Consider the following 23845-nt stretch of genomic DNA (forward strand, 5'->3'; position numbering starts at 1 on the left):
AAAGATTTTGCTTAAAAGCCTGTAAGAAATAATTCTTACAGGCTTTTATCTTCTTAATTTGTTTATGAAAATTATCTCTGATCTTAGTGATGATGTTTGGCATAAATTAGGCAATAGTTCTTATGAATGGTGGTATTTTGATGCCATTGCAGATAATGGTTATAGTTTTGTAGTCACTTTTTTTTATGGTCTACCTTTTTCTCCTTATTATAATGAAAAAATTGTCCAATTAGAGGAAGGAAAAGGCTTAGCAGATCCTAGCAACCATGTAGCTTTTTACTTTTGTCTTTATGAAAATGCTCGCCCCATAGCCTATATATTAAGTGAATATACTAGTAAAAATTTTTTTGCTTCTGAAAGTAAAGTGGATGTCAAAGTAGGAAATAATTTACTAACTTATGATCAAGAGCAAGGTTTTTTGATTAAAATCAATGATTTAGCTCTTTGGGGTAGAAAAGTAGAGGGAGAAATAGCTTTTAAGCCAGAGTTTTTCCCTTCTATAAATTGGCCGTCAAAAACAAGTGAACATATTTGGAATTGTGTCGCGCCTCGCTGCCAAGTTCACGGAGAGTTGACTATTACTGGATTAATTAAAAAACGTAAAATCGCTTTGCAAGCAATTGGCTATCATGATCACAATTATGGCTCTCAACCAATGCACAAGGATATGAAAAGATGGCATTGGGGACGTGTTCATCCCAAAGAGCAAACAGTAATTTACTACATTATTGAAAATAATAATGAGCCAGAAGCTTTTTTGATGGTTTTAAATGATGAGGGTAAAACAATTTATTGTAATCAAGCTATATATCAATTTAAGCCAAAGAAAGATTTGATGGGAGTAGAATATTTTTCCCAAATAAAGCTTAACTCTAAGGAAACAAACTTAATTATAAATATAGAAAAAACCTACAAAGTTGACCAAGGGCCTTTTTACCTAAGATTTTTAGCATCACAAAAACTAGAGCTAGAAACAGAAACAGTTGAAAATATTGGTTTTGCAGAAGCGTTTGAGCCTGCGAAATTATTTGTAAAAGCTTATTGGCCTTTTATAAAAATGCCAATAAGAAAATATTCTTAATAGATAATATTAATAAGGAAGGTTGCAAGTAAATGGAAACAATTAAACCTCACGGGGGACAACTAATTAATAGAGAAGTAGTGGGCGAAGAACGACAAGACTTAATCTCTCGTGCTAAAGATATGCCGCAAATTGTCTTAAATGCTAGAGAAGTATCAGACCTGGAAATGATTACTATTGGCACATTTTCACCTTTAACAGGTTTTATGGGTCAACAAGATTACGAAAGTGTTTGTAAGAATATGCACTTAAAATCTGGTTTGCCCTGGACAATCCCTATAACTTTGTCTACTAGCAAAGAAGTTGCTGATGGCTATAAAGAAGGTCAAGAAATAGCTCTTTATCAAACTTCAGAGCATTTATTAGCAGTATTAACGCTTACAGAAAAATATACTTATGATAAGGAAAAAGAAGCACAACACGTTTACCGCACAACAGAAGAAGCACATCCCGGTGTTAACGCGCTCTATAAACAAGGCGAAGTTTTACTAGCAGGAGATGTTAAAGTTGTAAATCATCCTCTAAATGTCTCTTTTCCAGAATATCGGCTTACTCCAACACAAACCCGACAGGCTTTTGCTGAAAAGAAATGGCGTAGAATAGTTGCTTTTCAAACACGTAACCCTGTACACCGTGCGCATGAATATATTCAAAAATGTGCTATGGAAGTTGTTGATGGGTTGTTACTTCATCCACTTGTTGGGGAAACAAAATCTGATGATATTCCAGCAGATGTTCGGATGCGCTGTTATGAAGTTTTACTAGAAAATTACTATCCTGCAAAACATACTTTGCTTTCTGTTTTACCAGCAGCAATGCGTTATGCAGGGCCAAGAGAAGCTATTTTTCATGCAATTATGCGTAAAAATTATGGTTGTACACATTTTATTGTTGGCCGAGATCACGCCGGCGTAGGAAATTACTATGGCACATATGATGCTCATTATATTTTTGATGAGTTTGACCCAGCAGCACTAGCAATTACACCTATGTTTTTTGACCATACTTTCTTTTGCCGTCGTTGTGGTGCAATGGCTTCGGCTAAAACTTGTCCACATACTAGCAATGATCATGTTTTCCTTAGCGGAACTAAAGTAAGAGATATGTTGCAACAAGGAGAAATTCCACCTGTAGAATTTACCCGTCCAGAAGTCGCACAAATTCTAATAGATTCAATGAAACAGTAATACTTTTTAGTTGTATTAATTAAATTTAAAAAAAGTTTAATTAATACAACTTTAGTTTTTAGGAGAACAAATGTTAGCTGATAAAAATATAGCTGTATTGGGTTTAGGGACAATGGGACGTGCTGTAGTAAATGGACTGTTGCGCTCTAAAGTGGTTGAGCCAAACCAAATTTGCGCTACTGTGCGTACAAAAGCCCACGCAGAAAAGGTTAAAAATGAACTTGGAATTGAATGTTTAACAGATAATATAGCAGTAGCAGAAAAAGCAGATATTGTTATTTTGGCTGTTAAACCTAAAGATATTGAAAAAATAGCAAATTCTTTAGTTTCAAAATCTGCGCTTAAGCATAATCCATTAGTTATTTCTATTGCTGCTGGAACGAAAACAAATTTTATAGAAAATATTATAGGAACAGATTGCCCAGTGTTAAGAGCAATGCCAAATACACCTTGTTTTATTGGTAAGGGTATGACAGTTGTTTCAAAAGGAACTACAGCAACAGATGAGCATGTAGCATTGGCAAAAGAAATTTTTTCTACTATGGGGCGTTTTGCTGAATTAGAAGAAAAACATATGGATACAGTTACAGGACTTTCTGCAAGCGGGCCAGCCTTTATTTATATAATTATTGAAGCTTTAGCTGATGGCGGAGTTATGAGAGGCTTGCCGCGAAGTATTGCTACAGAGCTAGTTGCACAAATGACTTTAGGCGCGGCAGAAATGGTTTTAGTTACAGGCAAGCATCCAGCAGCATTAAAGGATGATGTTACTACTCCTGCTGGCTGCACTATTGCTGGTATTTTAGCTTTAGAAGATGGACGTATTCGTTCTGTACTAGCACGAGGTGTTGAAACAGCCGCTAAAGTAGCAGGAGATTTAGGAAAATAAAACAGTTAACTAACTTAATATGAATAAATTAGATGAAGCAATAAGAAAACATATTACCAATGCCCAAAGAATAGTAATAAAAATAGGTACTAATGTAATTATGCGGGATGATGGCACAATTGCTTTAGGGCGTATTTATAACTTAATAGAATCTGTTGCAAACCTACGTAAGCAGAATAAAGAGGTGCTGATTGTATCCTCTGGTGCGGTTGGGCTAGGTGCGCAACGCTTAAAACTCCCTCAAAAACCAAAACAATTAATATTAAAACAAGCTTGTGCTGCTATTGGACAAAGCCGCTTAATGTCAGTTTATGAAGATGCTTTTGAAAAATTAGGTGTAATAACTGCACAAATACTTCTTATAGAAGATGATTTTACTAATCGGATTCGCTATATAAATCTTAGAGATACCATATTAAAGCTACTTGAAATGGGTGTAGTACCCATTATTAATGAAAATGACACGGTTTCTACTTTAGAACTAGAAAGAACTGTAACAGCAGAGCAAGGAAAAATACCTGTTTTTGGAGATAATGATAAATTATCAGCTTTGGTAATGAGTAAAATTTTTGCTGATATGTTAATTATTCTTTCTGATGTTGATGGACTATATACTAGTAATCCTACAAAAGATAAAGATGCTACATTAATTCCTGTAGTACCTAAAATTACACCTGAAATTGAAGCCATAGCTGAGGGTGCTGGTCTTAGGGGTAGGGGTGGGATGAAAACTAAAATAGAAGCTGCTCGAATTGCTATAAACTCTGGTGGATTAGCAGTAATTGTTAATGGTAAAGCTTTAGGAATATTAGATAGAGTATTAGCAGGAGAGGCTGTTGGGACAGTTTTTTTACCTGTTAGTCATTTATCTAGTAAAAAGCGTTGGATAGCTTTTGCTTCAACAATTACAGGAACAGTTGTTACTAATAGTGGTGCTAAGAGTGCGTTATTAGAGAAAAAAGCATCTTTACTGCCTGCTGGAGTTGTTTATTTAGAAGGCAATTTTGATCGTGGAGAAGTTGTAAGTATTACTGATGAGTCAGGTTTAGAATATGCTCGTGGAATAGTTAATTATTCTAGTGAGGAAGCAAAAAAATTAATTGGTATCCAGTCAGATAAGATTGAATATTTAGTAGCACAAAAAAATTATGATGCTTTAATAACACGAGATAATATTGTTATTTTAAGCTAGTTAGTTATTAATATTATGATTTATAAGGGGTTATAATGACTACACCTAATTTAGCTACAGATGAAGTTAGCAAAATAGCAAAGGAATCTAAAATAGCTTCTCGTCGATTACTTGTAGCTAATACTTCAGTAAAAAATCAAGCTTTATTAGCTATTGCTCAAGAATTAGAAAAGCGACAGGATGAAATTTTAGCTGCTAATGAGTTGGATCAAAAAGAGGCTAGTAGCCTAGTTGCCAGCGGTAAGATAGCTAAATCCTTATTTGACCGGCTTAAATTAGATAAAGTTAAATTAGCTGGAATGATTGAAGGTGTAAGAACTGTTGCTGCACTAGATGACCCTACAGGAAAAATCTTGGCTAGAACCTTGATGGATGATGGACTGGAACTAGAAAAAGTAAGTTGCCCTCTAGGAGTTTTGCTAGTTATATTTGAATCCAGGCCAGATGCAGTAACACAAATTAGTGCTTTAGCCTTAAAGTCAGGTAATGCAGTTATTTTAAAGTGTGGACGAAGAGCGGCCAACTCCAACTTAGCACTAGTAAAAGCAATAAAAGTAGCACTTGACAAGTTTCCAGAAATACCAACAATTAGCGTTAAGTTAGTAACAGAACGCGAGCAAATAAACGCACTCCTAGCACTAGATTCTTATGTTGATTTAGTTATTCCTCGTGGTTCAAATGAGCTTGTTAGATATATCCAAAATAATACCCGTATTCCAGTTTTAGGGCATGCTGAAGGACTTTGTCATATTTATATTGATAAAGATGCTGATATAGAAAAAGCTATTAGTATAGTTAATGATGCAAAAACTCAATATCCATCAGCTTGTAACTCTGTTGAAACAGTGCTTATTCACAAAGACATAGCTAGAGATATATTACCAAAATTAGCAGATCAGCTTTTAGCTGCAAATGTTGAGTTAAGAGTTTGTTTATTAACAAAGGAGTTACTAAAAGGACTAGAAATAAAGGAAGCTAGCCTTGAAGACTGGAAAACAGAGTATTGCAATCTAGTTTTATCAATAAAAATAGTTAATACTTTAGATGAGGCCATTGATCATATCAATAATTTTGGTTCTTCTCATACAGATTCAATCATTAGCGAGAATAAACAAACAGCAGAAATGTTTCTAAATAGTGTTGATTCAGCAGGGGTTTATCATAATGCTTCTACTAGATTTGCTGATGGATTTCGTTATGGGTTTGGTGCAGAAGTAGGTATTAGCACAAGTAAACTTCATGCGCGTGGCCCGGTTGGACTTGAAGGACTTGTTTCCTATAAATATAAGCTTTATGGATCGGGACAAATAGTTGCTACTTATAGTGGAGTTAATGCTAGAGAGTTTAAGCATAAAATTTTACAAAAATAAGAAGATTTCTCTTGCAAGCTTTCAGTTGTCTGCTACTCTTTCGGCGAGTAATATATAAAGATTCCTAATAACACTTTAGTTATGTCGATTAGCCTTTTTTGTAAAATTTAAGTCTAAAAAATTAGTAAATATAAATCTCATTTTTGGAGTCATACAGATGAAAGTTTGCAGCTTGTGCGGCAAACAATGGCCGGATAATACTAAGTTCTGTCCTGCTGATGGAACTACTGTAGTTGATATTGCTCCAAGAGATAACTCTATTCGTCCTTCCTTACGTAATAAAGAGAACAAAGAAAACAAAGAGAATAAAGAAAATAAAGAAAATAAATTAGAAAAACCAGATATTTGGACTGGTTTAATTGGGAAAGTATTAAACCGTACATACCAAATAGAAGAAAAGTTAGGCCAAGGTGGAATGGGCGCAGTTTTTCGCGCACGACATTTAGGAATAGGTGACACAGTTGCATTAAAGATTATTTCTGAGGAACATACCCAGGATTCTGTAATGCTTGCCCGGTTTCGTCGTGAAGCTCAAGCCGTCCGTCGTTTGGCTCATCCAAATGCTGTTGCTGTTTATGATTTTAATAGTACAGAAGATGGTTTGTTTTTTATGGTTATGGAGTTTGTTAAAGGACAAACCCTAGAACAATATTTAGCTGAAAAACTTATAGTTACACCTCAAAGAGCTTGGGAAATTTTATATCCTGTAGCACAAGCCTTAGATATAGCTCACAGCTTAGGTATTATTCATCGTGATATTAAACCTGCAAACTTAATGCTTTGCCGAGATAGTGGAGGTAAGGAGCAGATAAAAGTTTTAGATTTTGGTACTGCTCGTCTTAGTGCTGCTAATGAACAGGAAGCAGTTTCTTTAACCCAACAAGGGCAAATCTTTGGTACACCTTTTTATATGGCACCTGAATCTGTGTTGGGCGAACCTATTACTCATAGTGTAGATATTTATTCGCTAGGAGTAGTACTTTATAAAATGCTTACAGGCACATTACCATTTCAATCTGAGCGTAGTATGCAAGTAATGATGGCTCATGCTCATACAGATCCAGACCCACCATCCCAGAGAAATCCAAAATTACTAGGTAAATATGATAATATTATACTAAAGTCTTTAGAGAAAACACCTATTAAACGCTATCAAACAGCCAGAGAATTAATTGATAGTTTATTTAATTCACTTAATGAAGGGGCTATTTTATCTACTTCCAGTGCAGGTTTTAGGGTAGAAGATCCTTTATCTGTACGAACAAGAGTAGCATCACAACTAGAGCCAAATTTTAATTGTTATATTGGAAGAGAACAGGAAGTAAAAAGGCTACAAGATGGATTTCTCCAAGCTTGTGAGGGTAGAGCAAACCCAATGTTTATTATTAGTAGTCCTGGACTTGGGAAAACACAACTGCTAACCAGGTTTAGAGATTGGGCAAATGAACAAGGTGCAGTAGTTTTATTAGGTAAATTTTTTGATTATGGTGGTAGTATTAATGAACCATTAAGAACATTTAAGCAGTTATTAACAGGATTAGTTTCTACAGGATTGCTTAAGAGTATGCCTAATCCTTTTATTAATGCTAGTTCAGTTATTAATGCTAATTCAGCAAAAGAGATAGTAAACTTTTAGTTCCAGAGACTAATAGTCAAGAAAAATGGCAACTTTTTGCTAGTTTGGCTAGTACTTTTACTTCACTAGCCCCAAATCGTACTGTTGTAATGATCCTAGATGATATACAGTGGGCAGATGCTTTAAGTCTTGAGTTCGTAGGCTATCTACTTAGAACTACAGAAACACGTAAATTTTATTTTATAGGTGGGTCTCATTCAGAAGAAACTAAATCTAAAACACATCCTTTTCGCTCTTGGCTAATTAAACAAGCACAATATATTCATTATGAGAAAATGGAACTACATCCTTTTGATAAAAAAGGAGTTAATACCTTACTTCAAGCTATATTTCAATGTATTGAAGTTAGCCAAAAAGATGTAGATATACTTTATCAGTTAACAGGAGGTAATCCTTTATACTTAATAGAAGTAATTAAGCTACTAATGAGTAGCCAAAAAATAGTTTTTCAAAATTCTGTTTGGTATGGAAGTGGATTTGATGAGGTAAAATTACCTGATACGGTGACAAATGTAGTGCGCTATAAATTTGAAGCTTGTAGTGAACAACTACGCGAAGTATTAGCAGCAGCAGCAATAATTGGAGATAATTTTAGTTTTGAACTTCTGCAATTGATCTTAGATATTAATGAAAATTAGCTTGAAGAGTTATTAAATAGGGCTGTAAAAGAGGCTTTATTACAAGATGATGAAGAAACAAATAAGGATGAATACCAATTTTACAATACAACTATTCGTCAAGTTATTTATGATGAAATTCCTAAGAGACAAAAGAGGAGGCTTCATTCTCGTGCAGCTTTAGCAATAGCTAAACTCAATGTAGGAAAAGCAGAAGTAACTAGTAGTGCTTTGACTTATCATTTTTATTCTGCTGGAGAATGGGAAGCGGTTCTAAAACATAGCTCAACGGCAATTGAACAAGCTTTAAGTAAACAGGCTATGGATGAAGTCGTTAGGCTTTCTCGTTATGCAGAAGAAGCCTTAAATCGTTTATCTGAAGAAGCAGATACTAGTATAAATGTAACAAATTATCGACGTTTGACAGGTCAAACAAGGCTTAAACGAGCTATTGCTTTAATGCGTTTAGGTAATTTTAAGGAAGCACAAACAGAAGCAGAAGATGTAAAAGAATTTATTGAACGCTTAAATGCTCCTGAACTTCAAGCCCAATTATATTTGGTTTTAACAGAATTATGTTTTTGGACAGGTCGTAACACAGAAGGGTTTAACCTGGGTTCCAGAGGATTAGTACTGGCACGTCAGATTAATGATGAAGAATGTGTACGATATATGATGTTTTATCTGGCATGGTGTAGAGTTCGTATTACTCCTATTTCAGAAAGCTTGACACTTTTCCAACAAATTGTTGAATTATCTAAACAAGCTGGAGATATATCCTTACAAGCTCGCTCGTTATCTACACTAGGCAATCTACTACATATTACTGGACAGTGGCGTAAAGGCAGAAGCTATATTGAAGAAGCACATCATTTAGCTAAATTTGCTTCTGATCCTTTTGCACAATGTCAGGTTTTACTTTTTCTACCTGGTCACTAGATTTTGAAAATAATCTTTCTAAAGTAAAAGACCTGGCAGATGAAGGAATTAAAATATCTCATAACTATGGCTGGCGTAACTGGGAAGGCTATCAATATTATGTATTAGGACGAAGTTATTTACGTAGTGCAGAGCCAAACTTTGAGCTAGCTCAAGAAATGCTTTCTCGTAGTTTTTCTATTATGCAGGAAACTTACGATAAGATGGGGCAATTAACAGTATCAAAAGAGCTTGCTAAATTAGATCTTATGATAGAGCCTGACCCATCTATTTTAGATAAATTACGGGAAATTACTAATGGTTTAGCTAAACAAAAAGAGATGATTGCTTATTGTGAAGGCATAATAATTTTAGCTGATGCTGAAGCTAGCGTAGGTTCTGTTGAAAATGCTATAGCCAATTATCGAAACGCCTTAAAAATATCAGAAACTATTCCTTTTTTAGAAGTTCAATGGCGGATCCATTTTGGTTTAGCTGAATGTCTAAAAAAACAAGCAGAAGAAACACTAGCTCTTGAACATATGGTTCGAGCCATAGACGTGATCAATAGATTAAAACAAGAGCTAGATAGTCCAGATACTGTAGCTAAATTCCTGGAAAATAAAGAGGAAGTCTATACTGCTTATGCCCAAATATTTAGCTAACTTATTTTAAGATTTCTGCGGGCAAGATGCCTGCGCTGCCACTATTTTAAGATTTCTTTGCATAATATCCACGCCTTGTTTTTACTTTAACATTGTCTTTCTTTGCTTTTAGACGAATCTTTCTAAAAGCTCCATCATGTGCTGAATTAGTTGGATAATAACCTAAACTATAAATTGTCCGAAGTTCTGCTGCTACTTTTTCATAGCATCCTGACAAATCTTCTAGTCTATTAGCATAGAATATACTTCCACCTGTAGCATCTGATAAAGTTTTTAATTGTTCTCGGGATAAGTAATAAGCTTCAGAAACATCTAAACCAGTTTCATTTATTACTTCTTCTTCGGTATTAATATAAATAGGAAAAACTATTGTGTCTGATTCCTGGATTTTAGCCAGCAGTTCATTAAAACCAATTAATGAACCTCGGCCAGGCACACCGGGCAGAGCATTATCTACTCCATCTGTCATTATTACAATTGAGTTACGTTCTGATTGAGCTTGTTGTAGTAACCAAAGTAAAGAACGCTCTAAAGCATCATAAAAGTTTGTTCCACCATCAGCATCTTTAATACTTTCAATTTTTTGTCTTAAAAGCTCTCGGTCATTGGTTAAAGGGCAAATTAAGCGTGCTGAACCACTAAAAGTAACTATTGCTACTTTATCTTCTGGACGAGTAGCTTGAATAAATGACCAAGCACTTTTACGAATAAGCTTAAGTTTTTCTTTTAGACTACCGCTTAAATCAATTAGTAATACTAAATTAAATGGGGTATTAACTGATTGAAAATGAACTATTTCTTGTTCTATTCCATCTTCGTAAAGTAAAAATTCTGTTTCTGTAAGATTAGTTATAGGCTGTCCAAAAGAATTTACCGCACTAGCATTAAGTGTTACTAATTCGGATTCAATTCTAATTACGTCATCATTATTAGCATCTTTGCCATCATTACTATTTGCAATAGAAGAACTGCTATTGCTTGCTAAAGTTGAATCTGTTGCATCATTACGACGTAGTTCAGGTTTTGTAATTTTATTAGGTTTATTTGTGCCAACAATACTTGCAGAATCATCATCTAGTTTTGGACTAGGTTTTGTGGAGGTGTTTGCAGTTGAATCCGAAGGAAGTTTGCTGATAGAAATATTAGCAGGTGTTGAATTTATATTTCTTGGAGTTGTATTTGTTGAAGCTATATTGTTTGACTTAACATAACTATTGCTTAAAGTAATATTCCCTTGTTCACTAATAAGAGAAATTATTGCTCCACCTTTGCCTAAACGTTTATAAAAAGAACGTGTAGGAGAATTAGTAGCACTTGTTGTTGTTTTAAGTAAATTTTCTGCTCGAACTATTCCAGAACCACTTGCTAAAGAAATATCTGCATCTATTGTTTCAGGTAAATTTAAGCTTATATTACCTTTACTAGTATTTGCTACTAAGCTATTAACGGCTAGACTAACATCTATATTTCCTGTACTGCTAGATAATCGTAAATTCATTCCTTCAGGTACTAATACTTCTATATCTATAGGGTTAGTTGACTGATTAGGTAAAGTTTTAAGGTAAATTTGATCACTTTCTTTTTCTAAATAGATCTCTTTTTCCTTAATAACTATATTAGAATTATTACGATAAATAGCTTGCACTATTATACTATTATTTTGTCCAGCAGAGATTTTAATATTTCCTATTTGGTTTTCTACACGTAGTAGATTTAAGGCAGGTAATGTAAGAGTAAATTTACTAGTTTTAGTCACCTTGCGAGACTGAGCTAAAACATTAATTGGGTTAAGAAATGAAGGAAATAAAATTGTAAGGCTAATTACTAAAGAAAGAATAGGCCACCAACTTTTTTGCATAACAACCTCAAAAAGTAGGGATTTTTTAGGGATTGGGTAAAGGTTTAGAATTCTTAGTGCTAAAGTAACAGAAAAAAGTTGCTTTGGGCTATGTTAAATTATTCTCTTTAGGAAAAATTTAATATAGGAAAAAGTTTTTTAATTTATCTGGAAAATTTTTCCAGATTTACTCCCCAATTTCCAAAAATTTTTCGCGTTAATTGACAAGAGGTTTAACATATCGTTACTGAGTTGGTCTCAAAACAACCCGGCAGTTTTGACACCAACTTAGCTTCCCTCATAAAAGATAAATCAAAAACAAATCTAAATCTTCTCTATAAACTCTTTATTAGTATAACTAATAGTATACCAACTAAACTTACTAGTAATATCCGCCTAACTTGATTACCTAATTTACAATTTCTTAATGATTTGCCGAAAAATTTATGTAATGTTGCGTTTTTGTTACTCGACCTTTGCAATGGATATTAATATAATAGCAACAGACTTTCGCATTTTAATCAAACATATTGGCAAAAAAATCTTAAATTTTTCCAATGAAACAAATAAAAATTAACTCTACCTTTTTAGAGGAGGAGGACTTACTATGGTACCAGCTAACCTCTGGGGGATTAGCTCCCTAATACGTTTAGCTGTATCGGTCGCTTTGTTACTAGGGATATTTTGTGCGTTAGAGGGAAATACCTTTGCACAATCTTCAGCAACAGGCGGTCAGATCACAGGACAGGTACTTGATACAACGGGTGCTGCTCTAGGCGGAGCCGAAGTAACCGTCCGTAATGTAAATACAAACTATACTAGGGAAGCTGTAACAAATGATGCAGGAATTTATATTGTGCCATTGGTTCCAGCCGGGCCCTATGAAGTAACTGTCAAAATAACAGGGTTTTCTTCTGCAATGCAGAATGTGCTTGTTACTTTAGGAAGCTCTATAAATGCTAATTTTAGCCTTAATGTAGCAGATACTAGTATTGTAGTTGAAGTTAACTCAGGCTCAGATTTAACTATTGAATCCAGTCGTACTTCTGCACAAGAAGTTATTGGTGATCTACAAATCCGTGATTTACCTGCTAATGGCCGTCGTTTCCAAGATTTCTTGCTCTTAACTCCTGCTGTTTCTGTTGAACCAACTCGTAATGGTCTTTCTGTTTCTGGACAACGTGGTATTAATATAAATATTAACATTGATGGTGCTGACTATAACCAACCATTCTTTGGTGGTATTCGTGGCGGGGAACGTTCTGGCTTTGCTCCTACAGTTAGTCAAGAAGCAATTCAAGAATTCCAAGTTGCTCGTAATACTTTCTCTGCTGAATTTGGACGCTCAACAGGCGGTGTTGTTAATGTTATTACCAAATCTGGTACAAATGATTTTCATGGATCAGCCTTTTATTTAATCCGTGATGAAGGCTTAACTGCACAAGATGCTTTTGAACGTCAAGCTTTAGCTCGTCAACAACAATTTGGTGGTTCAATAGGTGGCCCAATTGTTAAGAATCGTACTTTTTTCTTTAGTGCTTTTGATTTTCAAAAAGTAAATCAACCTGTAAGAGTTCTTTTTCCTAACTTAGATACTCAAAATGTTCGTAATACTGCTGGCGGACAAGCTCTTATAGGTGTTGCTCCAGAAGAAAATTTTAGCACTACTAATGATTCTCAGGTTATTTTAGGACGTGTTGATCATCAGCTACTTACCAACAATAACCTTTCTGCTCGTTTTAATTATAGTAATAATAATGCAGAAAATGCTACAACTGTTGGTGACTTACTCCAAGCCACTACAATTAATGCACTTTCTAACAATGGGACAGAAAAAAATCGAACCTATACAATAGTAACTCAACTAACATCAATAATTTCTAGCAAATTATTAAATGAGTTCCGCTTCCAATTTGCTCGTGAAGAAAGACCACGTGAGAATAATGGAACAGGCCCTGAAGTAACAGTTCGTAATAATGGTGCAAATGTTGCTATTTATGGACGAAGAGCCTTCTTACCTGTTGAACAATTTGATGATCGTTATCAAGTAACTAATAACATCTCTTTAGTTGCTGGTAAACATACTTTCAAATTTGGGTTTGACTTTAACCGAGCTTTTGTTGATCAAACTTTCCGTAGTGATGCTGGTGGTGTTTATCGTTTTGATACTCTAGCAGATTTCATTGCACGTAGACCAGGACAGTTTCGCCAATTTGTTGGTAGTGGTGCATTTGCTGCATCTCAAAAAGAATTAGCAATTTATGTTCAAGATGAATGGCGACCATTGCCAGGACTTACTATTACACCAGGTTTTCGTTATGAAGCTAACTATAACCCAGATTTACTACCTGCTACTAGCCCTCAATTTCGCGCTCCTCAAGCAACTACAATTGCAGATCAAACTAATCAATTTGCTCCTCGCTTAGGTATTGCATGGGATGTAGGCAATAAAGGTAAAACTGTGGTTCGTCTTGGTAGTGGTCTCTTCTATGGCCGTACCCCACTACTACTTTATAACCAAGCTATTACTAATAATGGTGGTAATTTAGATGTAGGTTTTGGTGTCACCTTAAACGGGGCCGCTAGCATTGCTAGTGCTTTTAACAGTGTTGGAATTAATCTTAGCACTGCGCCCCTAGGGAATCTACCTATTTTTAGTGAAGCACAATTTAGACAGCTTTTTGCCGGGCCAACAAGTGCTTTAACTGTAGCTTTCTTTGATCCAAATTTCCAAAATCCACGCTCAGTACAGTTTAATGCTGGTGTAGAACATCAAATAGCTCCAGGAATTTTAGCTGGTGTTGATTTTGCTTATATTAATACTACAAGATTGCAACGCTTGCTAGATGTTAACTTAGGCCCTCCAGTTATTGATCCTACAGGTCGTCGTATTTTCTCTAATCCACGTCCAGACCCAAGATTTGCTTTAATTCGCTCACAACAATCTTCTGCTCGTTCTCTTTATCGTGCTGTTACTTTCTCGCTTAATGTACGCAAATCTAAATTTGTATTTGATACTTATTACACCTTGTCAACAAACTATTCTGATGATGACAATGAACGTAACTTTGCAGGTTTACAATATGCTGATCCATTTAATTTGAGAAATGATTATAACTTCTCAAACATAGATCAACGTCATCAACTAACCTTAAATGGTCTTTATAGTTTGCCATATGGGTTTGAAATTTCTGCAACTTCTCGTTTTACTTCTGCAACACCTTTTTCTGCTCTTGTAGGTACTGACTTAAATAGAGATACTGCTATTAATGAAAGACCCATTATCAATGGTCAAGAGTTTAAACGTAACACTTTCCGCAATTTTAGTTTTTCTGATATCAGTCTAAGATTGCAAAAAGGCTTTGTTGTTCCTAATGAACGTGGCCGACTTTTATTTTCAATTGAAATGTTTAACTTACTTGGGTTTGATAATGTTCAAGTAGGTGGTGCTAACCAAGTATTTGGCCCAGGCACCATTGTGCAAAATGGTCAATTAGTACAAGTTGCACCAAATATCAATTTCCGTCGCTTACGTGACAATAATGGACGCTATCTTCTAAATAACTCTGCTGGTTCTCCTTTCCAAGCTCAAGTTGGTGTTCGTTATATATTTTAATTTGTTTATCTAAACAAAAAGTTAGGGTAGTAGCAAAATGCTGCTACCCTAACTTTTTTCATTACTAAAATAAATTTATTTTTAGATAACTAAGGTGTTTTAACTAACTTGACTTTGCCAAAATCAAAATATGTATTATAAATATTTTCTACTTTAGAGAATATTACTAGGAAATACTTAAGTCTTATGTTAAATAATAATCAGCCAGCAATACTTCTTACAGGGGCAAGTGGGTTTTTAGCTGGAGAATTGCTTCCACGGCTACTAAAACAATACAAAGAATCGATAATTTATATTTTGCTAAGAGCAGAAAATGAAATAGAACTTGTAAGTAGACGAGAAAAAATATTAGATTTTATAGATATTGACTCAAAAGATAAAAATAGAGTGGTTGCATTAGCTGGAAATATTGAAAAAGAAGACTTAGGTCTTGGAAGCGAATATAACACTATAGCTAGTCAAGTAAATGAAATTTATCATTCTGCCGCTAATACAAGATTTGACCAGCCTTTAGAGAAAGCTCGAAGTATTAATTATGTTGGAACAGAAAATATTTTACGTTTTGCTCAACAGGTAAAAAAACTAGGACACTTAGTTAGATACAACCATGTTTCTACAGCTTATGTTGCTGGTAATAGAGTTGGCATAGTCAAAGAAACAGAACTAGATTGTGAACAAAGTTTTTTTAATACCTATGAACAGTCAAAATATGAATCTGAAATGCTTTTAAGGAAAGCATTTGATGAATTACCTATTACTGTTTATCGACCAAGCATTATTGCTGGAGATTCTATTTCTGGTCGTACCCCGCATTTTTATGTAATTTATGAACCGATGAAATGGATTTATTTTGGACAATTAACTTTTCTACCTTGCCAACCAGAATTAAAACTAGATATTGTTCCAATAGATTATGTTTGTGATGCAATTGTTGCTATTGCTCAACAAGCCAATACTGTTAATCAAACCTTTCATTTAACAGCAGGCCCTGATAAAAGCATTAATATGTATGAAATGGTGGATAGCTGTATTAGAGAGTTTAATGATTATAATAAAGAAATAGGTAAAGAGCTTATAGCACGTCCAGAAATTATTACACCAAACTTAATAGAAAATATGGAAGGCACAATGCGTAAGCGTTCAGAACAGCTTTTTCACCGTGCCTGGCAACAAATCCAACGTCATATGCCTTATATAATTTCAGAAAAAGTTTTTGATGATAGTGCTACTAGAAAAGCCTTATCAAATACAAAAATTAGCTGTCCAGCTTTTCGGGACTATTTACCTGTTGTAGTTCGTTATGCCTTAAAAAAAGAATTTCGTTGACAATAATTTTTAGCCTTGCAAAAGATGTTTTGTTAATATCTATCTACTAAGTTACTATAGGAAGTGCTGCGCTTGACCTCTATCTTAATTTAACAAAACACCCTTGAGAGAAACTAGAAATGTCTAATACCGTCACTATTTTATTAGAAAAATGGCAGAAAGGGAACCAAGAAGCTTTATCAGAATTAATACCAATAATTTATAAAGAACTCCACAGACTAGCTAATCATTATCTTCGAGCAGAAAGAAGTAATCATACCCTACAAACAACAGCATTAATTAACGAAGCATTTATAAGCTTATTAGAAGATAATAATAATTTTGCCAACCGTTCCCATTTTATGGCAATAGCTGCTAATACAATGAGGCGGGTGCTTGTAGATTATGCTCGTAAGAAAAATGCTCAAAAACGCCAAGGTGAAGTTTTTGCTATAACTTTAACAGGAATAGCAAAAAGCATTATGACTCAAGATATAGATCTACTTGTTTTAGAACAAGCTCTTAGCAAACTTGAAACTATAGACCCAATGCAAGTTAAAATAGTAGAACTACGCTTTTTTTGTGGCTTAACAATAGAAGAAACCGCAGCTATCTTGGGAATCTCTGCAACTAGCGTTAAAACTGATTGGGCAATGGCTAAGGCCTGGCTACATAGGGAATTAAGTTAGGAATCTAGGTAATTATCAATGACCACTGAACAATGGAAACAAATTAAGTCGCTATTTGAGCAAATAGTAGACTTAGAGCCTGCTCAAGCAAAAATTTATCTTAAAAATAATTGCCAAGATGAAGCTGTACGTAAGGAAGTAGAATCTTTACTTTTCCACCATGAAAGCGCAGATGATTTTCTATCAGAAACTAAGCCTATAGAAACAACTATTTTGGTAGAAGCAAAAAACCCTAATGACCAATTTTTTAATTCCCTGATAGGTACAGAATTTAATCATACTTACCTAATAGAAGAATTAATAGGAACAGGTGGAATGGGTGCGGTTTTTCGATGTAAACATCTGCTATTAGGCAATCAAGTAGCTATTAAAATAATGCCACCAGCTATTAAGAATAATGCACAGTTTGTAAAACGCTTTCGCCGCGAAGCTAGGGTTGGTTGGGTGTTGTCTCATCCAAATATAGTTAAAGTCCTAGAATTTAGCCAAAATAAGGATGGAATATTTTTTATAGTAATGGAATACCTTAAGGCTAAAACCTTAGCTGATTACATAGAAGAATTTGCACCAATACCTTTAAGCAGGTGTGTAGAAATCCTTGAACCCTTATGCAGTGCTTTAGAGTTAGCTCATAAACGTAAAATTTTACATCGTGATCTCAAACCCTCTAATGTTCTTATTGGTGAACAAGATGGAAAGGAAATAATAAAACTAGCAGATTTTGGTATTGTTAAATTACTTGAATTTGATGGACAAATTACTAATGAGGGTGAAGCTTTAACATCTAAAGAAGCAATAATTGGTTCACCTAACTATATGTCTCCTGAACAATTAATGAACTATAATCTTAGTCAGACATCAGATATCTACAGTTTAGGTGTAATTGTTTATGAAATGATTACAGGACAATTACCTATTTTAACCAGTGATTTTCAAGAACTAATTACAAAAAAAGTAAAGGGTGGAAATTTTATTGCTCCATCCATTTTACAACCTAATTTATTTAAAGAAGTAGACAAAATCTTGCAAAAGGCTCTTATAACCATTCCACAAAACAGATATCAAAGCGCAGATGAATTACTTAAAGCATTTAAGAGTATTTTGTAATTGATATTTAGCCAAAACAAAAAAACAGGCTTTTGACCTGTTTTTATTTTTGTGTTTGAGAGGGTTGTTACTCGTAACTTTTATCTATAGATACTACATTGGTCATTCATTCTAGTAGCTTGACCAGTAGTAAAATGATCCATACAAGAATCATCGCTATAGTCCATAAAATTTTTAATTGGGTCTACACCTGCGCTAGAACAAGTGTTCCGACCAGTAGGACAACCAAAAGCAGCACTTTTTTCTGCTGGTGTATCTGCTACTTTATCTCCACCTGTTGTAGCATTAGCTGCACAGCCCCCTTGAAATGTGTGAAAAAGTCCTGCCCAATGGCCTACTTCATGTGTGCCTGTATCGCCTAGGTTATATGGCACTGCACTTCCTCCTGGTAGAGATGAAAAAAGTAAAACTACCCCATCATCTGTTGGACTGCCTGCATAGCTTGATGGAAATGTTGCCCAACCAAGTAATCCTCCACCTGGATTAGCTGTATAAATATTTAAGTCTCCTTTTTGACCTTTACGCAGGGCTGTTTTACAGTTTTTTTCAGCCGTTGAGCCTGGAGTCATTGTGTACCAAGTACTATTAACTGTAGTATCAGTGCTAGTTAACTTAAAAGAAAAACCAGTAGAAGCAAAAGCGGCATTTAACACATTGATTTGGTTTTGAATTTGGGTTGCTGTTACTTCACCATTAGCCGCACCTGATCCTTTGGTGATTGTATGCCAATAAACATTAAATGTTCTTGGAGCTTGAGGAAGGATTCCACCGTTAGCTTCAGTTAATGCTGCTAACTTGATTTGAAAATCTTTTTCGGCTGCTTCCATTTTGATTGGATTAAGATATGAACCACAACGGCGGCCACTTTCTACAAATGCACGTTGGTTTACATACTCTGTGTCGCCTAAAGTAAATGGCACGGTTTCATTTGGATCTTCCATTTCACCTGTAGTAGGTTCACTACCCATTGCAGGGCCTTGAGCATTAGGAGTTGCTTGACTATTAGTTGTTAAAAAAATACCTGCTGTTAATAATACTGCTACAAGAATTGCCATTACTTTAAATTTTGTCATTTTGATTTCCTTTTCTGATAAGCCTTTTTTATATAAGATTTTTAAGCTGTGTTTTAGCTTTTGATATGTAAGGCGCAAGGATGCGAAAAAGTGGACAGAAAATTTCCAGGATTTTCCTACTTTTTTCCAGCTTAAGTTTTAGAAGTAAATTTACTGATAGAGATTTTCAAAACGAGTGTAGTTTTTGATAAAAGCTAATCTAACCGTATCAATAGGCCCATTTCTTTGTTTACCAATGATAATTTCTGCAACTCCTTGATTTTCTTCTGTTTGGTTATAGACCTCATCCCGATAAATAAACATAACTAGGTCAGCATCTTGCTCTATACTGTTATGTACTAATGTATTATTACATATAAAATTATGTAATTCATCAACTGTAAGATCATAAACTTCTTCGATGCCATCAGGCACAATTGAAACAATTTTATCCCAGTAAATATCACTTTCAGCCAAAATAGATAATTCTTCAGATTGAATTATTTTTGCTACTTTAGAGGCTCTTTCACAGCTAAGGTTTTGTGTATAAAGGCTTCTGCCAGAATAAGCCATTCCCAAAGATGCTTGTAGTTGTCTATGAGATATTTCTAAAGATGTTATGGATGGCGTTAGTTGTTGCCAAACTTGAGCAGGTAAAGTATCTCGGTTTGTGTTAGCAGGCTGACATGCTAACTGCTCTAAAATAACTTTTGAATGTAATGGTTTATCCTGACCTATTGCCCCAACTTTATTTAGAAATGTTTCAATTTCAGCTTTACCACTTATTGTTACGTGATATTGATCACGACCTTTATTTTTCTGAGCGTGACAAGATAGAGTAGCATTTATACCTAAACGCAATAAAAGTGACTGAATGCCAATTGATAATTCAAAACTACTAGAAGCATAGTAGATACTAGGATAATGAGTTTTTTCTGGATAAGACTTAATACACCCATCAGTTGACCATAAATGACGTAAAAAACAAGCAATACCTTCTGTGGACTGGGCAAATACTTCTTTAGGGACTTTCTTTTCATATGATCTAAGCCCAAATATTCCTAATTTATCTAGCCAAGCAGCAATAGGGTTTCGCTTATTATGTGTAAGTCGTTCTTTTGCAGATAAATAAACTTGATACCAAGTGCGCTCTTTTTTGATACGAGGAGCAAGGCTATCTCCAAAAACTTGATTAGCTAAATTAACTACTATTTCTGCCAAAGAAAAATCTTTAGTTGTATATTGAATTGAATGACGCGGCAGAGTACAGCCATCACCTATTAAGTGACCTAACAAAGCTAGTTCAGCATCAGTCATGCTTTTAATATTTGTTTCTGGAAGTTGTCTTGGCAAAGCTATGCGACTGGTAGTATCTAGCTCATCAAGGCGTTTCCAACCATCTATTGTAAGAAACTTATGATTTGCAGTTGCTCTTATGGTACGCCCTAGTTGGGTTGTTAGTTTATAAACAGCTTTTTTTCCTGTTGAAAATGAGTTAGTTACAATAGCTGGCTCAAGTTGCCAAGTTTTAGTATTTAAGCCTAAGACTTGAAAATTGGTTTTGCCAACCAAATCCTTAATAGGAGAGTAATGACCAATGTCAGGCAAATAAACTAAGGCTTCTCCACTAAGACAACCAGATTCCCTAAGATCAGCTAGGTGGTGGCGATGCTCGGTTCTGGTTTCTGGAGCGCGGGAAAGTTGGCTAAGTGCTACTAAAGGAATATTTAGTTCTTTTGCTAAAGCTTTTAAGTCGCGCGAGATTTGAGAAACTTCTTGTTGGCGATTTTCTATCTTTCCTCTGCCTCTAATTAGTTGTAAATAATCAACAATTAGCATATCTAAACCATGCTCTGCTTTTAGACGACGAGCCTTGGCACGCATTTCTAAAATTGAAATTCCAGCCGTGTCATCAATAAAAATTCTTGATTGTGAAATAGTTTGAAGACCTGCACCTAAACGCGCCCACTCATCCCGATTAAGAAATCCTCCTCGCAAACGATGTGCATCAACTTGGGATTCAGAACAAAGTAAACGAGAAACTAAAGCTTCTTTAGTCATTTCTAACGAGAAAACGCCTACAATTTTATCTGTTGCAATAGAAGCATTTTGAGCAATGTTTAAGCCAAAGGCAGTTTTTCCCATACTAGGACGAGCAGCAATAATTACTAAGTCAGATGGTTGCAGACCATTAGTTAAGCGATCTAGTTCAGTAAAACCAGTAGGTATGCCAGACATTACTTCTTGGCGTTGAGACATTTTTTCTATTAGCTCTAAATGCTGTTGTGCTATTTCAGAAATGCTAACAAAGCCTGTACGAACTCGGTCTTCAGCAATTTGAAAAATAAGCTTTTCTGCCTCATCTAAAATCTCATAAGGATCATTTTCTTGATCCATACAGGTATGAATAATTTGATTAGAGGTTGTAATTAGGCGACGGAGTACGCTTTTTCCTTTAATGATCTTAGCGTAGCTATCAATATTACCCATACGGATAGCACCATCTAAAAGGCTTGCTAGATAGGCCACACCTCCTATTTGTTCTAGTTCAGCAGTTCGAGAAAGCTGTTCTTGAAGTGTAATTAAATCTATGGCCTGACTAACTTCTGAAAGATTTATCATTTTTTCAAAAATACGTCGGTGAGAGTCAAAAAAAAGATCATCTACTTTTAGAAGTTCTATTGCTTGATTACAAAGGCTATTATCTAGCAAAATTGCTCCTAATACCGCTCGTTCTGCTTCTAAATTATGTGGCAGAGGACGTTCTAAGGTTAAATCTTTAGGAGAAGATTTAGGGTTTTTTGACATTTTTATAATCACTTTCAGAAGTTAAAAACGTCCAATATAATAATTGAGGTGGTGAACTCTAGCAAATAGTTAAAGAATTTTTGACGTTTTGCAAAAAACTGGGAAGAAAATAAAATTTAAGGTAATAAAGTCTTGACATAAACTGAGCTTAAGCATTAAACTCCCCACTTCACAAAAAAATAGTTTTAGTTAGTCCCTTGGGCGGTTGGCTCAGTTGGTAGAGCATTGGTTTTACACACCAAGGGTCACTGGTTCGAGTCCAGTACCGCCCATTAAATTTTCTCTTAAAAAAGCAGCCTTTAGGGCTGCTTTTTTCGTCTAACCAACCAAACCTTCTCACAAAAAAACTTATGGGGAACTTATGGGAATAGTCGATCTATATTCTTTTCGCGCCCGTATTGCGTTAGTCCTAATTCTTACTTTAGTAATTGCTACAGGGGTATTATTTTTATTAAATCAATGGGCTGAACGAGCAATTGTTAAAAAAGTAGAAAAACAACGTGCTGAGTTTGCCTTAGCCATCAATGTTGCACAACGTTCTATAACTAGCGATGAATATGTTAGGACATTTCTTAAACAAGAAAAAATGAAGGATGCTACAAGTTTTTATGTTAAGCGAATTTTGGTTGTAAGAGAAGATGGAGTAATTGTTGATAGCTCTAATGAAGATGATAGAGATAAACACTTTGATACTTTAGATTATGGTACATTTGAACAAGCAACAGATTTTGCTGTTTTAACTAATCAGAATTTACCTTATAAAGTTTATACTTTCCCAATTGAAACACAAGTTCCTGCTAGTTATGAGTTAGTAGATGAACCTTCCATACAAAAGACTTATATAATCATTATTTTCTCAGATGATTTAAGTGGACAATTAAGAGATACTTCAACTATAAGGCTTTTAGGAACGGGGAGCGTTTTGACTTTATCCGTAGCAATATCTTTATTTTTAATTTTTGGTTTTATTAAACCTTTAGCAGATTTAGTCACGGCTGCACGTCGAGTTGCTGAAGGAGATTTTGATATCAACTTAACTGTTACAAGGCAAGACGAGCTAGGACAATTAATGAAAGTCTTTAATGAAATGGTAAAGGGTTTACGAGAAAGACGAGAACTAGAAGCTAGGCTTCATCGTGCAGAACAATCTGCAATAGTTGGACGACTAGCATCAGGTATTGCACATGAAGTAAAAAACCCTCTGAACTATATTTCTTTAACTATAGATTATCTACGTAGCAAGTTTGCCCCATTGGATCAAGATGCTAGAGAACGCTACACAGAAAAAATGGATGGTATAAAGGATGAAATTAAACGTTTAGATAGACTAATACGCAATTTTCTAAGTTATGGCCGACCTCTAAACCTTAATCCTAAACCTATAGATTTACGAGAGTTAATAGGAGGAATTTTAGCCTTAACTACAGAACAAGCTGAGCAACAAAATATAAAAATGCTGCTAGATGAAGAAACAAAAATTCCTATTATTGAAGCAGATGTGGAACGCTTAAAAAGTTGTTTTTCTAATTTAATTCTAAATGCTCAACAAGCAATGTCTAATGGTGGAAAGCTAGAAGTTAAATTTAACCCAACAAATATTGGGCTAGAAGTAATGATAATTGATACTGGTAGCGGTATTGAAACACAAAACTTAGAAAAAATATTTGAGCCTTATTTTTCAACAAAAGAAACAGGTACAGGTTTAGGACTTGCCCTAGTAAAACGTATTATTGAGGGTCATGGGGGTAATTTAACGGTTAATAGTGTTGTTGATGAAGGTACTACTTTTCGTGTTTGGTTGCCACTTAAAGCAATGGAAAATGGCGAGGAAAAAATAGCATTAGAGGCTATGCCATCTATTTAACAAATATTTAAC

The 23845-nt window shown here is 34.8% G+C and carries 17 protein-coding genes and 1 tRNA gene; 15 read left to right on the forward strand and 3 right to left on the reverse strand.

The genetic code is table 11. The features are described 5' to 3' along the window. Positions 1 to 64 precede the first annotated feature (64 nt). The 9 genes from IPK14_15095 (at position 65) to IPK14_15135 (ending at position 9555) form a co-directional block, all read left to right on the forward strand. Positions 65 to 1081, forward strand: coding sequence for a hypothetical protein (locus tag IPK14_15095; GenBank protein MBK7994651.1), 1017 nt, complete (start codon positions 65 to 67; stop codon positions 1079 to 1081). A gap of 32 nt (positions 1082 to 1113) precedes the next feature. Beyond that, on the forward strand, positions 1114 to 2268 hold the full coding sequence (gene sat, locus IPK14_15100; protein ID MBK7994652.1) for a sulfate adenylyltransferase: 1155 nt from the start codon (positions 1114 to 1116) through the stop codon (positions 2266 to 2268). 70 nt (positions 2269 to 2338) lie between these two features. Next, positions 2339 to 3157, forward strand: coding sequence for a pyrroline-5-carboxylate reductase (gene proC / locus IPK14_15105; GenBank protein ID MBK7994653.1), 819 nt, complete (start codon positions 2339 to 2341; stop codon positions 3155 to 3157). Between the two features lie 19 nt (positions 3158 to 3176). Next, positions 3177 to 4349, forward strand: a complete 1173-nt coding sequence (proB, locus tag IPK14_15110; protein ID MBK7994654.1) for a glutamate 5-kinase — start codon at positions 3177 to 3179, stop codon at positions 4347 to 4349. 35 nt (positions 4350 to 4384) lie between these two features. Further along, positions 4385 to 5719, forward strand: a complete 1335-nt coding sequence (locus tag IPK14_15115) for a glutamate-5-semialdehyde dehydrogenase (GenBank protein ID MBK7994655.1) — start codon at positions 4385 to 4387, stop codon at positions 5717 to 5719. 157 nt (positions 5720 to 5876) lie between these two features. Then, positions 5877 to 7355: a serine/threonine-protein kinase PknK gene (locus tag IPK14_15120; protein ID MBK7994656.1), complete on the forward strand. Its 1479-nt coding sequence runs from the start codon at positions 5877 to 5879 to the stop codon at positions 7353 to 7355. 44 nt (positions 7356 to 7399) lie between these two features. Then, positions 7400 to 7993, forward strand: coding sequence for a hypothetical protein (locus IPK14_15125; GenBank protein ID MBK7994657.1), 594 nt, complete (start codon positions 7400 to 7402; stop codon positions 7991 to 7993). 210 nt (positions 7994 to 8203) lie between these two features. Next, positions 8204 to 8911, forward strand: a complete 708-nt coding sequence (locus IPK14_15130) for a hypothetical protein (protein MBK7994658.1) — start codon at positions 8204 to 8206, stop codon at positions 8909 to 8911. Further along, positions 8878 to 9555, forward strand: coding sequence for a hypothetical protein (locus tag IPK14_15135; protein MBK7994659.1), 678 nt, complete (start codon positions 8878 to 8880; stop codon positions 9553 to 9555). Before IPK14_15130 ends, IPK14_15135 begins: the two co-directional genes overlap by 34 nt. 46 nt (positions 9556 to 9601) lie before the next feature. On the opposite strand, the gene IPK14_15140 is transcribed toward IPK14_15135, so the two are convergent. Next, positions 9602 to 11413 (reverse strand): VWA domain-containing protein, encoded by a 1812-nt coding sequence (locus IPK14_15140; GenBank protein ID MBK7994660.1) that lies wholly within the window; start codon positions 11411 to 11413, stop codon positions 9602 to 9604. 586 nt (positions 11414 to 11999) lie between these two features. Here IPK14_15140 and IPK14_15145 point away from each other — a divergent pair. From IPK14_15145 to IPK14_15160, 4 genes are all read left to right on the forward strand, one after another. After that, a complete protein-coding gene (locus tag IPK14_15145; protein ID MBK7994661.1) occupies positions 12000 to 15008 on the forward strand; it encodes a TonB-dependent receptor in 3009 nt (1002 codons plus the stop codon). Positions 15009 to 15194: 186 nt separating this feature from the next. Further along, entirely contained in the window at positions 15195 to 16334 is a 1140-nt protein-coding gene (locus IPK14_15150; protein ID MBK7994662.1) for an SDR family oxidoreductase, read from the forward strand. A 119-nt stretch (positions 16335 to 16453) separates the two neighbouring features. Continuing rightward, a complete protein-coding gene (locus IPK14_15155) occupies positions 16454 to 17002 on the forward strand; it encodes a sigma-70 family RNA polymerase sigma factor (protein ID MBK7994663.1) in 549 nt (182 codons plus the stop codon). Positions 17003 to 17020: 18 nt separating this feature from the next. Then, positions 17021 to 18109 carry a serine/threonine protein kinase gene (locus tag IPK14_15160; protein MBK7994664.1) on the forward strand — a complete coding sequence of 363 codons (1089 nt, stop codon included), beginning with the start codon at positions 17021 to 17023 and terminating at the stop codon, positions 18107 to 18109. Between the two features lie 80 nt (positions 18110 to 18189). Here the strand turns inward: IPK14_15160 and IPK14_15165 are convergent, their stop codons facing one another. Further along, entirely contained in the window at positions 18190 to 19050 is an 861-nt protein-coding gene (locus IPK14_15165) for a zinc metalloprotease (GenBank protein ID MBK7994665.1), read from the reverse strand. Between the two features lie 282 nt (positions 19051 to 19332). Next, positions 19333 to 21969, reverse strand: a complete 2637-nt coding sequence (locus IPK14_15170) for a replicative DNA helicase (GenBank protein ID MBK7994666.1) — start codon at positions 21967 to 21969, stop codon at positions 19333 to 19335. A gap of 199 nt (positions 21970 to 22168) precedes the next feature. On the opposite strand from IPK14_15170, the gene IPK14_15175 reads away from it, so the two are divergent. Then, positions 22169 to 22241: transfer RNA gene (locus IPK14_15175), tRNA-Val, on the forward strand. An 89-nt stretch (positions 22242 to 22330) separates the two neighbouring features. Next, entirely contained in the window at positions 22331 to 23833 is a 1503-nt protein-coding gene (locus IPK14_15180; protein ID MBK7994667.1) for a HAMP domain-containing protein, read from the forward strand. Positions 23834 to 23845: the final 12 nt, after the last annotated feature.

It is taken from the genome of Blastocatellia bacterium, assembly GCA_016713405.1.
In the GTDB taxonomy this organism is placed as follows: Bacteria; Acidobacteriota; Blastocatellia; order Chloracidobacteriales; family JADJPF01; genus JADJPF01.

What these genes read in the sequence shown, in the direction of transcription:
- proC (MBK7994653.1), top strand. Translation starts at nt 2,339, where the DNA reads ATGTTAGCTGATAAAAATATAGCTGTATTGGGTTTAGGGACAATGGGA.
- proB (MBK7994654.1), top strand. Translation starts at nt 3,177, where the DNA reads ATGAATAAATTAGATGAAGCAATAAGAAAACATATTACCAATGCCCAA.
- IPK14_15140 (MBK7994660.1), bottom strand. Translation starts at nt 11,413, where the DNA reads ATGCAAAAAAGTTGGTGGCCTATTCTTTCTTTAGTAATTAGCCTTACA.
- IPK14_15160 (MBK7994664.1), top strand. Translation starts at nt 17,021, where the DNA reads ATGACCACTGAACAATGGAAACAAATTAAGTCGCTATTTGAGCAAATA.
- IPK14_15120 (MBK7994656.1), top strand. Translation starts at nt 5,877, where the DNA reads ATGAAAGTTTGCAGCTTGTGCGGCAAACAATGGCCGGATAATACTAAG.
- IPK14_15135 (MBK7994659.1), top strand. Translation starts at nt 8,878, where the DNA reads ATGTCAGGTTTTACTTTTTCTACCTGGTCACTAGATTTTGAAAATAAT.
- IPK14_15170 (MBK7994666.1), bottom strand. Translation starts at nt 21,969, where the DNA reads ATGTCAAAAAACCCTAAATCTTCTCCTAAAGATTTAACCTTAGAACGT.
- IPK14_15150 (MBK7994662.1), top strand. Translation starts at nt 15,195, where the DNA reads ATGTTAAATAATAATCAGCCAGCAATACTTCTTACAGGGGCAAGTGGG.
- IPK14_15155 (MBK7994663.1), top strand. Translation starts at nt 16,454, where the DNA reads ATGTCTAATACCGTCACTATTTTATTAGAAAAATGGCAGAAAGGGAAC.
- sat (MBK7994652.1), top strand. Translation starts at nt 1,114, where the DNA reads ATGGAAACAATTAAACCTCACGGGGGACAACTAATTAATAGAGAAGTA.
- IPK14_15165 (MBK7994665.1), bottom strand. Translation starts at nt 19,050, where the DNA reads ATGGAAGATCCAAATGAAACCGTGCCATTTACTTTAGGCGACACAGAG.
- IPK14_15145 (MBK7994661.1), top strand. Translation starts at nt 12,000, where the DNA reads ATGGTACCAGCTAACCTCTGGGGGATTAGCTCCCTAATACGTTTAGCT.
- IPK14_15095 (MBK7994651.1), top strand. Translation starts at nt 65, where the DNA reads ATGAAAATTATCTCTGATCTTAGTGATGATGTTTGGCATAAATTAGGC.
- IPK14_15115 (MBK7994655.1), top strand. Translation starts at nt 4,385, where the DNA reads ATGACTACACCTAATTTAGCTACAGATGAAGTTAGCAAAATAGCAAAG.
- IPK14_15180 (MBK7994667.1), top strand. Translation starts at nt 22,331, where the DNA reads ATGGGAATAGTCGATCTATATTCTTTTCGCGCCCGTATTGCGTTAGTC.